This window comes from Rhizobium sp. KDH_Rht_773_N (assembly GCF_052946295.1).
In genome coordinates, this window is record NZ_CM129525.1 from 1,992,778 (window position 1) to 2,007,954 (window position 15,177).

At 61.6% G+C, this 15,177-nt stretch carries 12 protein-coding genes; 9 read left to right on the forward strand and 3 right to left on the reverse strand.

Annotated elements, in window-relative coordinates:
• Positions 1-9: 9 nt before the first annotated feature.
• Entirely contained in the window at positions 10-579 is a 570-nt protein-coding gene (gene efp / locus ACU8HS_RS09990) for an elongation factor P (RefSeq protein WP_112564393.1), read from the reverse strand.
• Between the two features lie 150 nt (positions 580-729).
• Between efp and epmA the strand changes: the two genes are divergently transcribed.
• From epmA to ACU8HS_RS10035, 9 genes are all read left to right on the forward strand, one after another.
• Entirely contained in the window at positions 730-1,794 is a 1,065-nt protein-coding gene (epmA, locus tag ACU8HS_RS09995; RefSeq protein ID WP_112702687.1) for an EF-P lysine aminoacylase EpmA, read from the forward strand.
• On the forward strand, positions 1,791-2,843 hold the full coding sequence (locus tag ACU8HS_RS10000; protein ID WP_447015826.1) for a lysine-2,3-aminomutase-like protein: 1,053 nt from the start codon (positions 1,791-1,793) through the stop codon (positions 2,841-2,843). Before epmA ends, ACU8HS_RS10000 begins: the two co-directional genes overlap by 4 nt.
• Positions 2,844-3,107: 264 nt before the next feature.
• Positions 3,108-3,359 carry an acyl carrier protein gene (locus ACU8HS_RS10005; RefSeq protein WP_112564399.1) on the forward strand — a complete coding sequence of 84 codons (252 nt, stop codon included), beginning with the start codon at positions 3,108-3,110 and terminating at the stop codon, positions 3,357-3,359.
• Complete coding sequence (locus ACU8HS_RS10010) at positions 3,359-4,540, forward strand: acyl-CoA dehydrogenase family protein (protein WP_113498519.1); 1,182 nt, start codon at positions 3,359-3,361, stop codon at positions 4,538-4,540. Before ACU8HS_RS10005 ends, ACU8HS_RS10010 begins: the two co-directional genes overlap by 1 nt.
• Before the next feature lie 4 nt (positions 4,541-4,544).
• Positions 4,545-5,453, forward strand: coding sequence for an amino acid--[acyl-carrier-protein] ligase (locus ACU8HS_RS10015; protein ID WP_447015827.1), 909 nt, complete (start codon positions 4,545-4,547; stop codon positions 5,451-5,453).
• Between the two features lie 8 nt (positions 5,454-5,461).
• On the forward strand, positions 5,462-6,424 hold the full coding sequence (locus tag ACU8HS_RS10020) for a DUF1839 family protein (protein WP_447015828.1): 963 nt from the start codon (positions 5,462-5,464) through the stop codon (positions 6,422-6,424).
• Between the two features lie 16 nt (positions 6,425-6,440).
• Positions 6,441-8,915, forward strand: coding sequence for a glycoside hydrolase family 2 protein (locus ACU8HS_RS10025; protein ID WP_447015829.1), 2,475 nt, complete (start codon positions 6,441-6,443; stop codon positions 8,913-8,915).
• Between the two features lie 46 nt (positions 8,916-8,961).
• Positions 8,962-10,140, forward strand: coding sequence for a glycosyltransferase family 4 protein (locus ACU8HS_RS10030; protein WP_447015896.1), 1,179 nt, complete (start codon positions 8,962-8,964; stop codon positions 10,138-10,140).
• A gap of 88 nt (positions 10,141-10,228) precedes the next feature.
• Positions 10,229-13,537 (forward strand): oligosaccharide flippase family protein, encoded by a 3,309-nt coding sequence (locus ACU8HS_RS10035; protein ID WP_447015830.1) that lies wholly within the window; start codon positions 10,229-10,231, stop codon positions 13,535-13,537.
• A gap of 113 nt (positions 13,538-13,650) precedes the next feature.
• Here the strand turns inward: ACU8HS_RS10035 and ACU8HS_RS10040 are convergent, their stop codons facing one another.
• Both ACU8HS_RS10040 and ACU8HS_RS10045 read right to left on the reverse strand, forming a co-directional pair.
• The gene (locus ACU8HS_RS10040; protein WP_447015831.1) at positions 13,651-14,817 is read right to left on the reverse strand and encodes a glycosyltransferase family 4 protein; all 1,167 of its coding nucleotides are present in this window, start codon (positions 14,815-14,817) and stop codon (positions 13,651-13,653) included.
• 103 nt (positions 14,818-14,920) lie between these two features.
• Positions 14,921-15,157 carry an Lrp/AsnC ligand binding domain-containing protein gene (locus ACU8HS_RS10045; RefSeq protein WP_007825394.1) on the reverse strand — a complete coding sequence of 79 codons (237 nt, stop codon included), beginning with the start codon at positions 15,155-15,157 and terminating at the stop codon, positions 14,921-14,923.
• Positions 15,158-15,177 lie beyond the last annotated feature (20 nt).

Sequence of the window (15,177 nt, forward strand, 5' to 3'; positions counted from 1 at the left end):
GCGATGCGCTCAGTCCTTGGCGCGCTCGACGTAGGAATTGTCTTCGGTCGCGATGACAACGCGCGTGCCGGCGTCGATATGGGGCGGAACCGAGGTGCGGATGCCGTTGGAGAGGATTGCCGGCTTGTAGGAAGAGGAAGCCGTCTGGCCCTTGACGACCGGCTCGGTCTCGACGATCTCGAGGGTCACGTGGCGCGGCAGTTCGAGAGCGAGCGGGACGCCTTCGTGGATCGACAGGATGCAGGTCATGCCTTCCTGGAGATAGGCCTTCTGGTCGCCCATGGTTTCCTCGCTGACGACCACCTGGTCGTAGGTCGCGGGGTTCATGAAGTGGAAGCCTTCACCATCCTCATAGAGGTACTGGAAGTTGACGTCTTCGACGAAGGCGCGCTCGACCTGCTCGGTCGTGCGCCAGCGTTCGGAAACCTTCACGCCGTCGACGATGCGGCGCATGTCGACCTGCGTGACCGGCGTGCCCTTGCCCGGGTGGAAATTCTGGGCGGTGAGAACGACGTAGAGCTTGCCGTCGACATCGAGAACGTTGCCCTTGCGGACCGAAGAGGCGATGATCTTGACCATAAGACTTCCTTGTAAGTCGGCTTTCGGCGTCGTAGAGGACTGTCGGAATGGCCCTGAAGACGCAAATGATTTTTTCTTCGGGGGCGCACTAACCTAAAATCGCGGAAATAGCCACCCCATCCCGGCCGATTCCGGCAAGGAAAGCGTTGAATGAACCTTACGAGCACCAAAGCGTCTCCCTGGTGGACGCCATCAGTGCATTCCGATCGCCGCCCGTTCCTCATCGGGCGCAACGCGATCCAGGCGGCATTGCGCGGTTATTTCGCTCGTGAGGACTTCGTCGAGGTCGATACCGCCACGCTGCAGATCTCGCCGGGCAACGAGGCGCACCTGCACGCCTTTGCTACGGAGGCGCTCACGACCGACGGACAGGCCGCAGCCTTCTACCTGCATACGTCGCCGGAATTTGCATGCAAGAAGCTGCTGGCGGCCGGCGAGCAGCGCATTGCCTGTTTTGCGCATGTCTACCGCAACCGCGAGCGCGGGCCGCTGCACCATCCCGAGTTCACGATGCTCGAATGGTATCGGGCAGGCGAGAGCTATGAGAGCCTGATGATGGACTGCGTGCGTATGCTGGCGCTCGCCGCTGAAACGGTAAAGACGGCGAAACTCACCTATCGCGGCGCCGAGTGCGATCCCTTTGCGGGGCCGGAGCGGCTGAGCGTCGCGGAAGCCTTCGGCCGCCATGCCGGTATCGATCTTCTGGCTTCGGTTGGCGCCGACGGCTCGACGGATCGCGAACATCTGGCCGCAGAAATGCGGCGGGCTGGTATGCGGGTTGCCGATGACGATCATTGGGCCGATCTCTTCAGCCGGGTCCTTGTGGAAAAGGTCGAGCCGCATCTCGGCTTCGGTCGCGTTACCATTCTCGACGAATACCCGGTTTCGGAAGCCGCCCTTGCGCGGCCTTCGGCAGGCGATCGGCGGGTAGCGGAGCGCTTCGAGCTCTATGCCTGCGGGGTCGAGCTTGCCAACGGCTTCGGGGAACTGACCGATGCTGCCGAGCAGCGGCGGCGTTTCGAGATCGAGATGGCCGAGAAGATGCGGGTCTATGGCGAGACCTATCCGCTCGATGAGGATTTTCTGGCAGCACTCGCCCTCATGCCCGAGGCGAGCGGCATCGCGCTCGGTTTCGACCGGCTGGTGATGCTGGCGACAGGAGCCTCGCGGATCGATCAGGTGCTCTGGGCGCCTGTCGCGGAGTATGGCCGATGAATGTCATGCGTCCTCTCAAGAGCGTCGACGATCTCGTCAGGACAGGCCTGATCGAGGAGGCCGAGCGGCTGGCGCTCGAGGAGGTCGCTGCGCGCTATGCCATTGCGCTGACGCCTGCTATGGCACGGTTGATCGATCACGCCGATCCGGCCGATCCGATTGCGCGGCAGTTCGTGCCGGATACGGCGGAGCTTGTCACAAGGCCCGAGGAGCGGTCCGATCCCATCGGGGACCATGCCCACAGTCCGGTGGAGGGTATCGTCCATCGTTATCCGGACCGCGTATTGCTGAAGGCCGTGCATGTCTGCCCGGTCTATTGCCGCTTCTGTTTCCGGCGTGAGATGGTGGGGCCGCAGGGGCTCGGCACGCTCGATCCCGCGGCCCTGTCGGCGGCCTTCGACTATATCCGCTGCCACGGCGAAATCTGGGAGGTGATCCTGACCGGCGGCGATCCGCTGGTGCTTTCGCCGCGTCGTCTCGGCGAAATTCTGAGCGAGCTTGCAGCGATCGAGCATGTGAAGATCGTGCGCTTCCATACACGCGTGCCCGTCGTCGATCCGCAGAAGATCGACGCGGATCTGGTCGCGGCGCTGAAAGCAAGCGGCAAGACCGTCTATGTGGCGCTTCACGCCAATCATCCGCGCGAGTTGACGGCGGAAGCGCGCGCCGCCTGCGCCCGGCTCGTCGATGCCGGCATCGTCATGGTCAGCCAGTCGGTCCTGCTCAAGGGTGTCAACGATGATGCCGATGTGCTGGCGGAATTGATGCGGGCCTTCGTTGAGACGCGGGTGAAACCTTATTATCTGCACCATCCGGATCTTGCGCCCGGCACCAGCCATTTCCGGCTGTCGATAGAGGAGGGGCAGACGATCGTCGCCGCGCTTCGCGGCCGTATCTCCGGCCTCTGCCAGCCTACCTACATCCTGGATATTCCCGGCGGCTACGGCAAGGCCGTGATCGGCCAAAGCGCCCTGAAGGCGACCGGCGAGGGTTGCTACTCGGTCTCGGACTATCGCGGAGGCGAGCATTCTTATCCGCCGGCCGGTTAACGCAGAAGCGTGGCCCCGGCGTACCATTTCTGCACTCGACGCAGCCAAAGCCATTTGCCGCCGGCTTTCTCAGGTCATATCAAGCTATTGATAGATATGAATTATCAGTCATCGTGCGGGCAAGTTCTGTAAAATGCAAAGTGTGAGTCATAGTCATATTTAACCAGTTGTATTAGCGGAATGTTCTGTTTTCCGTACTAAAAGCACTCCCATGAAAAGGCGATGAATGCCGGCTCAGGATCATGAAAATCTGGAGTGAATGGGATGAACAAGACAATCCGCGACCTCGTAGCCAAGTTCGGTAAGCTTCCTGTACCCGTCGATCAGGTCGCCGACGATGCGGATCTCTACGCTGCGGGCCTGACGTCCTTCGCCTCGGTGCAGCTCATGCTCGGCATCGAAGAAGCATTCGACATCGAATTTCCAGACAATCTCCTGAACCGCAAGTCCTTCGCGAGCATCTCGGCGATTGCCAAGACGGTCGATCTCATTCGGGATAGCCGAAAGGTCGCCTGATGAACGTCCCGGTCAAAATCACGGAAGACAGCCTGGTCGCAAGGGCTGCCCGCGTCGCCGAAATTGCGGCAAGACATGCGGATGCCGTCGATTTCGAAGGCCGGTTCCCGCAGGAGGCCGTCAATGCGATGAAGGCCGAGCGCCTGCTCGGCATCCAGATTCCGCGCCATCTCGGCGGCGAGGCCGCTTCCACGACCGATATCGCCGAATTGTGCTCGATGCTCGGCCAGGCCTGCGCGGCAAGCGCGATGGTCTTTGCCATGCACCAGATCAAGCTTTCGAGCCTCGTCGAACACGGCGCCGACAGCGAGTGGCATAGCGCCTTCATGCGCCGCATCGTTGCCGAGCAGCTGCTGATCGCTTCCGCCACCACCGAGGGCGGGATCGGCGGCAACCTGCGCAACAGCATCTGCGCCATCGAAATCGACGGCGACATCTGCAGGCTGCAAAAGGATGCGACCGTCATTTCCTACGGTTCGCACGCCGATGCCATTCTCATCACTTCGCGCAGCCATCCGCAGGCGGCTTCGTCCGATCAGGTGCTGACTGCTTTCCTGAAGGATCAGTACACGCTCGAAAAGACGCATGTCTGGAACACGCTCGGCATGCGCGGCACCTGCTCCGATGGCTTTCTCTTCAAGGGCGAGGCGCCGGCCAAACAGATCCTGCCGAAACCTTTCGCGGAAATCGCCGCGCAATCGATGCTCGCCTCCTCGCACCTTCTGTGGAGCGGCGTCTGGTACGGCATCGCGGTCGATGCCGTTTCCCGCGCGCAGGCCTTCGTGCGCGCTGCCGCCCGCAAGTCTCCCGACGCCACGCCGCCCGGTGCGCTTCGTCTTGCGGAGGTCTCCAACCTTCTGCAGATGGTGAAATCGAATGTGGTTGCCGGCCTCAAGGCCTATGAAGAGGCAAAGGCGGACGGCGACAAGCTCTCCTCGATGGGCTTTGCCGTGGCGATGAACAACGTCAAGATCGCCTCTTCGGAAACGATCCTCGAGATCGTTAATCACGCCATGCTGATCTGCGGCATCATGGGCTACAAGAACGGCACGCCCTTCAGTCTCGGACGCCATCTGCGCGACGCTCATTCCGCGCAGCTCATGATTTCGAACGACCGCATCCTCGGCAACACGTCGAGCATGCTCCTTGTCCATAAGCAGGACACTAGCCTACTGGGGTAAAGCCATGGATATGCAGACATCGTTTCTGGACCGGCTCTTCGAGTCCGGCCTGCTGATCGATACCGGCGTTGACGGCCTTTATGGCCGCAGCGGCCAGTTCGAAGACGTCATTGCCGCCTTCGAGCGGTTGATCGACACGTTCGGCGGCGCAGACGGCGCCGAGGCGATGCGTTTTCCGCCCGGCATGAACCGCGCGCTTTTCGAAAAGAGCGGCTACATGAAGAGCTTCCCGCAGCTTGCCGGTACGGTACACAGCTTCTGCGGCAGCGAACTCGACCACATGAGCCTGCTGCAATGCATGGAAGTCGGCGACGATTGGACCAAGGGCCAGGAAGCGACCGATATCGTGCTGACGCCGGCCGCCTGCTATCCGCTCTATCCGACAGTTGCCAAACGCGGCAACCTGCCGGCCAAGGGTGGTCTTTTCGACCTGCAGTCCTACTGCTTCCGCCATGAGCCTTCCAAGGATCCTGCCCGCCAGCAGCTCTTCCGCATGCGCGAATATGTCTGCATGGGCACCGAGCAGCATGTGACCGATTTCCGCCAGTGCTGGATGGACCGCGGCGTCGAAATGATGAAACAGGTCGGTCTCGATGTGACGATCGACGTTGCCAACGACCCGTTCTTCGGACGCGCCGGCAAGATGATGGTCAACAACCAGCGCGACCAGAACCTGAAGTTCGAATTGCTGATCCCGATCACATCTGCGGCAAAGCCGACGGCCTGCATGAGCTTCAACTATCATCAGGACTCGTTCGGCCTGAAGTGGGGCCTGAACCTTGAAGACGGCAGCGTGGCCCATACGGCCTGCGTCGGTTTCGGCCTCGAGCGTATCGCGCTCGCCCTGTTCCACACCCACGGCCTCGACGTGAAGGAATGGCCTGCAAGCGTGCGGAAAGTGCTGTGGGGCTGAGCGGTTCCATGACGTCGGTCTTTGCGGGTATCGATCCCGATACCTACAAGACGCATGCGCTGCATTCCGGCGAGCGCATGTGGCCGGAGACCAATTGTTATATCGATCTCTGGATCGAGGTGCTCTCGACCTTCGGCGTTGCGCCGGAGGCCATGCTCGGCTTCACGCTGACGCAGGATTTCGAAGGCGACCAGTTCACCTTCTTCAAGGTGCCGCTCGAAGATCTCGAAGCGCTTTACGGCATCCGCGCCACCGAGCTTGCGATCTATGACCGTGTCGAACGGCATGTCGAGGTGCAGATCGCCCGCGGCCGGCTCTGCCTGATCGAGATGGATTCCTTCTACATGCCGGATACGCGCGGCACGGCCTATCGGCAGGAACACGGCAAGACCACGGTTGCGATCAACCGGCTGGATTTTGCCGGCAAGCGTGTCGATTATTTCCATAATGCGGGCTATTTCCGCATCGAGGGCGAGGATTTCGACGGGCTGTTCCAGACTCATCTGACGGATGAGGATGCGCCGTTCCTGCCCTATACGGAATTCGCCAAGTTTCCGGAACGTCCGGCTGGCGAAGCGCATCTGCGCGCGGTTTCCCGACGGCTGCTTGGTTTCCATTTCGGCCGCCGTCCGGGGGCCAATCCGATCCGTGCCTTCGCAGAGGTTTTTCCGCTGCAGGTCGAAGCGGTGGCCGACCGCCCCTTCGGCTTCTTCCACAAGTACGCCTTCAATACGTTGCGGCAGGTGGGCGCGAATTTCGAGCTTGCTGCCGATCACCTCGCCTGGCTTTCTGCCGGCGAATTTGGTGCCGCGGTCGAGGAAGCGCGTCGAATCTCGGAAGCGGCGAAGTCGGTTCAGTTCCAGCTTGCCCGCGCCGTCACCCGCCGCAAGTTCGAGCCGCTGAAGGCTGCTCTTGATCCGGCCGCCGATGCGTGGGATTCGATGATGGCTTCGCTTGCGGAGCGAGTCTGACGCCGGAGATCTGACCATGCGGGGGCGGTTGGCAAGCATCGGGGCTGAGGAAAGCCTGCTTTCCGAAGGCTGGAATCTGGTTCTGACCGAGCCTGACGCCTGCGCGACCCCCCACGATATCCACCTTTCCGCACAGTTCATTCCGGCGCCCGTCCCGGGCACTGTCGCAGCCGCGCTCGAAAGAGCCGGTCTCTTCGACCGCGAAAATCCGCAGGCACTGAACACCAGGGACGCCTGGTATCTGACCCGCCTCTTCGACGCGGAGCCGGGCGAGGCGATCCTGCGCCTCCAGGGGCTTGCGACGGTTTGCCATGTCTTCCTGAACGGTCAGGAAATCCTGTTTTCCGAGAGCATGTTCACGGCCCATGAGATGCCGGTGACGCTGACAGGCGGTGATGAGCTGGCGCTTTGCTTCCGGGCTCTCGGCCCCCGTCTGGCGGAGCCCGGGCCGCGTGCGCGCTGGCGGCCGCAAATGATCACGCCCCAAGGGCTGAAGAACGTGCGCAACACGTTGCTCGGCCATATGCCCGGCTGGTGCCCGGAAATCCACGCAGTTGGCCCATGGCGGCCGATTTCGCTGGTGTGCCGGGGCGCGGCCTCGGTCGATAACGTCACGGTACGCGCCGTGCTGGAGGAAAACGGCACGGGGCGGCTCAGCGTCTCGCTTTACACAGCCGGCGAAGAGCCTGTCATGCTGCTGCGCTGTGCCGGCGCCGAGCAGGGTTTCGAAAAGATCGGCGACCGGCACTATTCGGCGATCCTCAAATTGCCTGACGTCGAGACATGGTGGCCGCACACGCATGGCATACCGCGTCTCTACGACGTGACGCTCGTTCTGGACGGTGAAGAACATTCGCTCGGCAAGACAGGCTTCCGGCGGATCGAGGTCGACCATGGCGCGGATGGCAATGATTTCGCGCTTCTCGTCAACGGCGAGCGGGTCTTCTGCCGCGGCGCCGCCTGGACGACGGCCGATATCGTAAGACTGCCGGGCGAACGGGCCGATTACGAGCCCTTCCTGCGGCTGGCCGCCGAGGCTGGAATGAACATGATCCGCGTCGGTGGTACCATGGCCTATGAGACGCCTGAATTTTTCGCGCTCTGCGACGAACTCGGGCTGATGGTCTGGCAGGACTTCATGTTCGCCAATTTCGACTATCCGAAGAATGACAAGACTTTCATCGGCCATGTTCATGCCGAGGTGGAAGAGTTCCTGCACGGCGTACAGCTTTCACCCTCGCTTGCGGTTCTCTGCGGCGGCAGCGAAATGCACCAGCAGGCGGCGATGTTCGGGCTGCCCGCGGATTTCTGGAGCGGACCGATCACCGACGAGATCATCCCCGCGATCTGCCAGCGCATGCGGCCCGATGCGCCCTATGTGCCGAATTCACCCTATGGCGGGGCCATGCCCTTCTCGCCCAATGCCGGCGTGACGCATTATTATGGCGTCGGCGCCTATATGCGGCCGCTCGGCGATGCGCGGCGCGCTGACGTGCGCTTTGCGGCCGAAAGCCTCGCTTTCGCTCACGTGCCGCAGCAAAGGACCCTGCAGCGGCATCTCGACGTACCCTCTGTTCACAGTCCGCTCTGGAAGGAGCGGGTGCCGCGCGACCGCGGCGCTTCGTGGGATTTCGAGGATGTCAGAGATTTTTATCTCGGCCTTCTCTACGATGTCGATCCGGCCAGGCTGCGCCGCGAAGACCCCGAACGCTATCTTGAGCTTTCGCGCGCCGTGACCGGCGAGGTGCTCGAGGAAACGTTTGCCGAATGGCGGCGCAAGGGATCGTCCTGCAACGGCGCACTCGTCTGGACCCTGCAGGATCTGCTGCCAGGTCCAGGCTGGGGCGTGATCGATTCCACCGGCGAGCCGAAGCCCGTCTGGCATGCCATGCGCCGCGCCTTCCGCCCTGTGCAGGTTATCTTCACGGATGAGGGGACAAACGGCCTCTACGCACATGTCATCAACGAAACCGACAAGGTCGTTGCTCTCGAACTCGATGTCGCGTGCCTGCGCGACGGGCGGCAGCAGGTCGCGAGCGGCAGCAAGGCCTTCAATCTGGAACCCAGAAGCACCGAGCGTATCGCCTGCACCGATCTCTTCGGCGGCTTTTTCGATGCGGCCTATGCCTTCCGTTTCGGGGCGCCCTCGCATGATGTCAGCGTTGCCTGGCTGCGCTCGACGATAGATGGCGCGCTACTCGCACAAGCTTTCCATTTTCCGCGCGGCCGGGCCGAAGCGTTCCACGACGCGACGATCGAGGCGTCCTTCATGCGAGAGGGCGACGATTGGTTCGTCACGCTTGCGACCGACAGGCTCGCCCAATCGGTGCATATCGACGTTGAAGGCTATCGAGCGGAAGAGGACTGGTTCCACCTGGCGCCAGGTCCATCCAAGCGGGTGAGGCTGATCGCGGCTGCGGGCATCGACGGCGATGCGTTGCCGGCGGGCGAAATCAGGAGCGTCGGCGCGTCGCGCCGTTTCGCGCTTTAAGGTCTGGAGAACGGCAGTGACCATCAGGGTGCAGGCGGAAGAAGCTTTGCGGGGCGTCTATCGGAGCGTGCGCGGGCATTTGCTGCAGCGGCTCATTGTGAGGTCGCGGCTCGCTTTCAATCCGCGCCGGCCGGTGGAGATCGTCGGCTATCTGTCGATGGCGGCCGGCGTCGGGGAATCGGCAAGGCTTTGTGCGGCCGCGCTTTCGCATGCGGGTCGGGAAATCATGCTTGCCGATGTCAGCACGCATCCGGACGAAGGCAAGCTGGTGGAGTGGGCGTTCGCCCACGTCTCCGGCGGCCAGCCGGGAAGCCGCATATGGCATCTCAATCCGCCCATGCTGCCGCGGGCGATCCTGAAGAAAGGCCTCGGCAATTTTGCCCGCGCTTTCAATATCGGTTACTGGGCCTGGGAGCTCGAGGTGGTGCCGGCGGAATGGCGCAATGCCATGCATTACATGAATGCCGTCTTCGTTCCCTCAGAGTTCACCCGACGGGCAATCGCGCCGCATACGACAGCACCTGTCATCGTCGTGCCGCATCCGGTGAGCGAGCGGCCGGCGGCTGACGGGACCAGGCAGAAATTCGGGATCGCCGAGGATGCTTTCCTCGTATCGTTCATCTTCAGTGCGGGCTCCTCGATCAACCGCAAGAACCCGCAGGCGGCGATCGAGGCCTTCAGGCTTTTCAGCGCCGAATGCCCCAATGCCTTCCTGCTGATGAAGGCCAGTGGCCATCCTGACCGCGATGAGGCGCTTCGGGCGCTCGTGCAGTCCGTGGAAGGCGACCGCAACATCAGGATCGTCACCGACAATCTGGCAAGTTCGGAGATCAACGGCATTCTTCGCGATTCCAACGCCTATCTCTCGCTGCACCGTTCCGAGGGCTTCGGCCTGACGGTGGCCGAAGCGATCATGCACCGCACGCCCGTCGTATCGACCGGATGGTCCGGCACGGTCGATTTTTGCGATCCCGACAATACCTGGCTGGTCGAGCCGGCGCTCATTCCCGTCGTCGACAGCCATCCGGAATTTGCCGATCTCAAGGACGTCGTTTGGGCCGATCCCTCGCCGAGGGCAGCTGCGGCCCATCTGAGGAACATCCATTCCGATCCTGATGCCGCGCGGCGAAAGGCGGAGGGAGCGCGGGCCTATCTGATACGTCATCTTGCCGAGCACAGCTACGACAAGGCGCTTTCAAGGCTTTCGGCGATGCAGGCGAGCTAAGCCGGGGCCTCACTCCCCTTTATTTTAATATTTCCACTCTAGAGATGGCTTGTTTTCGGCCGCGATGCGGCCCCCAGTGGATGGACGGATGTCGAAGGGCATTATCGCAAACTCAGTGATGAATGCGGCAGCGGGGATGTTGCTTCTGATAACGGGGTTCGTGTCCTCGATCATAACCGCGCGCCTGCTCGGACCTGAGGCCAACGGTATCGTCGCCTTCTCGCTCTGGCTCGTCGTCACCGGTGCCTCGATTGCCGAACTCGGCTCCAGCATCACGCTTCTGAAGACGCTGCCGCAGCTCTCGGCGCAGGGCTACAGCCTCGATCAGCGGAGGGGCTTTGCCTCGATCCTGGTCACGTTCATGGTCTGCTCCACGCTGGTCTTGCTTGGGCTTTATGCCCTGTTCTTCCTGACATCGGAGGAAATGCACTGGGCCGATACCGCCCCCTCGGTAGCGCTTGTGACGGGCGTCCTCTTCTTCATTCAGGCAATCGGCTCTTTCGTCAAATTCTACCTCATCGGTGAAAAGCGGCTCGGCACTTTCTTCCAGCTGACGCTGATCGTCTCGGTTTTCCAGCTTGCGGGCGTGGCCGTCGGTGCGGTCTTCTACGGGGTCGAGGGTGTGCTCGTCGGTTATGCGCTCGGCCAGCTCGTGCTTTTCATCGCCACCCTGCCCATTCTTTTTGCCCGGCGCGATCGTTGCGGCGTTTCCCTCAAATACCTGGCCTCGTCTTCGGTAATCCTGTCGATGCAATTCATCATCGATTCGATCTTCCTCAATCGTATCGAGCTGCTTTTTCTGCAGCAGTTCTGGTCTGTGGAAATGGTCGGCTTCTATGCCGCGGGCCTGTCGATTGCCAATATCGCGCTGCAGCTTCCGATCCAGATGAGCGGCAGCCTGCTGCCCTATTATTCGGAACGGCGGCATACCAGCGCCGATCTGAAATTCCCGGTCGAAGCCTTTGCCGCTGTTATCCGCAGCATGGCCTATATCGTGCTGCCCATGAGCCTCGGCCTTGCGGCGATCTCCAGCCAACTGGTGCATGTGGTCTTCGGCGAAGCTTTCGACCGAAGCGGCGGCGTTGTCGCCCTGCTTGCGCTCGTCGCACCGGCCTATACGTTCATGCAGGTTCTCAGCCTATACCTGCTTTCCATCGAGAAGGCCAATGTGCGGTTGAAAATCAGTGTGATAGGTGGCCTCCTGATGGTAGTGGGTTGTTTACTCATCGTACCTAGTCTGGCTGCCGAGGGTGCCGCGCTCGTGCGCATAGCCGTATTTGTTGCGATGTCGGTAATGATGGTCAGACAAACGGGCTTCGGAACTCAGCTTTCCGGCCTATATCTCAGCCTTGCGAAGATTTTTGTCGCCGCTCTATTCTGCGCTTGCGGCGCTATTGCTGCGCTCGAGCTTGCGCAGGGGCCGATCGGTCTTGTTGTGGCGATCGTCGCCGGCACGTTCGCCTATTTTGCTGCGCTGAAAGTCCTTCGTGCCGTTCCGGCCGAAGACATCCACGTGCTGCGCTCGATCCTCGACAAGATGCCCGCGCTGTTGCAGGGACCGGCAAGGCGCGCGGTCAATTTCATCACCCCGTCGCCAGAAGGGGAAGAGAAGAAGCCGCTCAACGAAGAATTCTCGCGCGAGCCCGCAGAAGGCGCCGGCCGCGCGGCCGCTCTTCCTGTTGTCTTCGACGGGACGATCGGCCTCTTCATGCCGGAAAAGGCTGGCGTGGCGAAACGTTCGGCTGCCGTTCTCTTCGTCAGTCCCTGGGGTTTCGAGGAAATGTGCACACGGAAATTCTATCGTGTGGCAGCCGAGCATTTTTCCGACATTGGCGTGCCGAGCCTGCGTTTCGACTATACGGGCACGGGTGACGCGCTCGATTTCGGCGACGAGACACCCAGCCTTGCAATCTGGAAGAATTGCATTGGCGCGGCCGCCGCGCGGCTGAAGGCGCTCAGCGGCTGCTCGCAGGTCATTCTTGTCGGCCAGGGTCTCGGCGGCACGCTTGCCCACCTGACCGGCCATGAGATCGAGGGCGTCGACAGCATCGTTCTGCTCGCGCCGGTTCTGAGCGGCAGAGGCCATCTGCGCGAAATCAACATGTGGTCGCGGATCATCCATGCCGACCTCGGTCTCGGCAAGGAGCATGCGCCGAGCGCCCAGGTCCAGATCGCGGGCCTGACCCTGCCGGACACGATCGCAGCGGAAATCGGCAAGCTCAACATAAGCTCGCCGCAGGGCCTGGGGGCGCCGAACTACCTCATCCTCGAACGCCCGGTTCGGGCCGACGACACGGCCTTCGCCGATGCCCTGAAGGCGCTTGGCGGCAATGTCGAGCAGCGCGTCTTCGAAGGTTACGACGAGCTGGTCACCAACCCGCTCTTTGCCAAGACGCCGATGGCGGTCGTCAAATTGCTCAGCGAATGGCTCGTCGAAACGACGACGTTTGCAGCGTCTGCCGGGCACTCGGCCCAGGCGATCGAAAACCCGCCGCTCGTCGGTGACGGTTTTGAGGAAATCCCCGTTCGTTTCGGCGCTTTCCAGCATCTCATCGGTGTCGTCAGCCGGCCTCGGGGCGAGATCAAGGGCAATGCCGTGCTCTTCATGTCGACGGCCTATGACCGGCATGCCGGTTGGGGTCGCACGACCGTCGATATGGCGCGTGAGCTTGCGCGTCAGGGCGTCGTTTCCCTGCGTTTCGATTCCGCCAATGTCGGCGACAGCGTTCCGCGCCCGGATGCGCCCGAGCAAGTTCTCTATTCCGCGACGCAGACGGAAGATGCGCTCGCCTCGCTCGATCTCCTGGAAAGCTTCGTGGCCGGACCGATCATGGTTGCGGGCCGCTGCAGCGGCGGTTATGTGGCGCTGCGCGCAGGCATCGAGGATGAGCGGCTGAAGGCGATCGTTTCCATCAATCCCTTCGTCTACTACTGGGACCCCGAGATGCCGGTGCGGCGCGAGCATGTCGTCTCCGTCCCGCGAAGCGTCGACGATTACGGCCAGCGGATGATGCGGCTCGACACGGTCAAGCGGCTGTTCCGTGGCGAGGTCGATGTGATCGCAGCCCTGCAGAATATCTTCATTGCAGTCGGGCGCCGGCTGTCGCCGCGTATTGCGCCGCTCGTCGAGCTTATCCCGGGCCGCCGCCACGTCGCACGCCAGGTGCGCCAGTCTTTCGCGGTGCTCGGCAGACGCAAGGTGCCGCTGACGCTGATCTACAGCGAAGGCGATGTCGGCCTCGACCACATGTACTTCCATTTCGGTCCACGCGGTCACAAGTTTGCCCGGCATCCGAATGTGCGGCTGGTGATGCTGCAGGACGCCGATCACAACCTGACGCCGCCGGAATCGCGCAAGCTGGTGCTGGACGAGATCGTCCGGCTGGCGAAGGCCTGAGATTTCCTGATCTTCCGGATCACGCCAGCAGACCTGCCGTGCGCCCTGCGTCTGGAATCCCATGAAAAGACGGAGATGGAGCGCTTCCGCGGCTTGAAGAAAGCGGAACTGTTCTAGGCGATGATCCCGATTGACCGATAAAGGTCGATATAGCGCTCTGCGACCGCATCCCAGGAATAGGCGTTTGCGGCTTTCATGAGGCTCCTGCGCAGGGCCAGGCCCTCGGCGGCAACCTTCTGATAGGCTTCTTCGATCGCGCTCGCGGCTGCGTCCGGTCGCGTGAAGTCGGCAAGGACGATCGCCTCGTGGCGTCCAGCCAACGACCGATAGGCGTCGTTGGCATTCAGGACCGGCAGCAGGCCGGCACTCATCGCTTCAAGCGCGACGAGGCCGAAACCTTCATATTCCGAGGCGGAAGCAAAGAGAGACGCCCTGGCAATGATGTCGCGGATCGCCTGGTTGTCGGGCGAGATTGCGAGCGTGACGGCGTCCTGCAGCGACCGTTCGGCGATTTCACGCCTGAGATCGGCGGCATTGAGATCGGATTCGGCGCCGACGATATCGAGATGCCAGCCGGGATGGCGTTTGACGAGCACGGCTGCGGTATCCAGCAGGTGATCGAGTCGCTTGTTCACGGAGAAGCGCCCGATCGTGACGATGCGCCTTTCGGGCTGGCGCGAGGCAACGTCGGCAAACTTGCCGATGTCGGCGCCATTTTCGATGGTAATGCCGTCAGGAACGATCCGGATGAACTGGTTGAGGTCGGACGCGCTGCAGCAGACGACCTGCCGATAGGCCATTGCCGAGAGCCGCGTCAGCGTCGTGAACCAGACCTTCTTGATGACAAGGTATTTCTTCGTGTGAAAGAAGCCGCCATGGGTGGTCACGACCATCGGCTTGCGGTGCAGGAAGCTGCCCCAGGCAAGTGCGTCGAAAAAGAAGTCTATGGCATGAACATGGATGAGGTCGGCATCGCCGATATGGCGAAAGACCTGCGGCGCCAGCGGATAGCGGCTGCTGCCGGACCAGGGGATACGGACGACGTCGATGCCGTCAATCGTTTCGCGTGCCGGAAGCCTGTTTTCCGGAGCCACAAAAAGAGAATCGAGCGTGACGACGCGAACGCGAAATCCGCGTTTCAACGTCTGGCGCGCGAGATTGGCGACCACATCTTCCATCCCGCCGCGGTTCGGCAGGAATTGCCGGACGATATGCACGATGAGGGGGGCAGCTTTTGGCTGCGCCCTGTTTTGAAGGGTCTCTATCATGGAGACGGACATTTCCCACCTGTTTTTTGTGGGAATTATCAGCCATGACCGTGCTTAAGGCGCAGTTTATAAGGGCGTTTCGGGGCCGGGTTTATTAGCTAAAGGGTTAACCGGTTCAGAACGCCTTGAAGGTCAATGTCGTCAGGGAACGAACGATGCCGGGGATGTTGGCGATGTTGTCGTTGATGAACTTGCCGATATCCTGGCCCTCTTCGATGTAGACCTTGAGCAGCAGGTCGTAATTGCCTGATGTCGAGTAGAGCTCCGAGACCAGTTCGGTCTTGTAGATGGCGTCGGCAACTTCGTAGGTCTTGCCCGGGGCGCACTGGAGCTGGACGAAGATCGGCTTCATGGGAATTTCCTGCATCGAAT

Coding starts and splice junctions, on each gene's coding strand:
- efp (WP_112564393.1), bottom strand. CDS start 579: ATGGTCAAGATCATCGCCTCTTCGGTCCGCAAGGGCAACGTTCTCGAT.
- epmA (WP_112702687.1), top strand. CDS start 730: ATGAACCTTACGAGCACCAAAGCGTCTCCCTGGTGGACGCCATCAGTG.
- ACU8HS_RS10000 (WP_447015826.1), top strand. CDS start 1,791: ATGAATGTCATGCGTCCTCTCAAGAGCGTCGACGATCTCGTCAGGACA.
- ACU8HS_RS10005 (WP_112564399.1), top strand. CDS start 3,108: ATGAACAAGACAATCCGCGACCTCGTAGCCAAGTTCGGTAAGCTTCCT.
- ACU8HS_RS10010 (WP_113498519.1), top strand. CDS start 3,359: ATGAACGTCCCGGTCAAAATCACGGAAGACAGCCTGGTCGCAAGGGCT.
- ACU8HS_RS10015 (WP_447015827.1), top strand. CDS start 4,545: ATGGATATGCAGACATCGTTTCTGGACCGGCTCTTCGAGTCCGGCCTG.
- ACU8HS_RS10020 (WP_447015828.1), top strand. CDS start 5,462: ATGACGTCGGTCTTTGCGGGTATCGATCCCGATACCTACAAGACGCAT.
- ACU8HS_RS10025 (WP_447015829.1), top strand. CDS start 6,441: ATGCGGGGGCGGTTGGCAAGCATCGGGGCTGAGGAAAGCCTGCTTTCC.
- ACU8HS_RS10035 (WP_447015830.1), top strand. CDS start 10,229: ATGTCGAAGGGCATTATCGCAAACTCAGTGATGAATGCGGCAGCGGGG.
- ACU8HS_RS10040 (WP_447015831.1), bottom strand. CDS start 14,817: ATGTCCGTCTCCATGATAGAGACCCTTCAAAACAGGGCGCAGCCAAAA.
- ACU8HS_RS10045 (WP_007825394.1), bottom strand. CDS start 15,157: ATGAAGCCGATCTTCGTCCAGCTCCAGTGCGCCCCGGGCAAGACCTAC.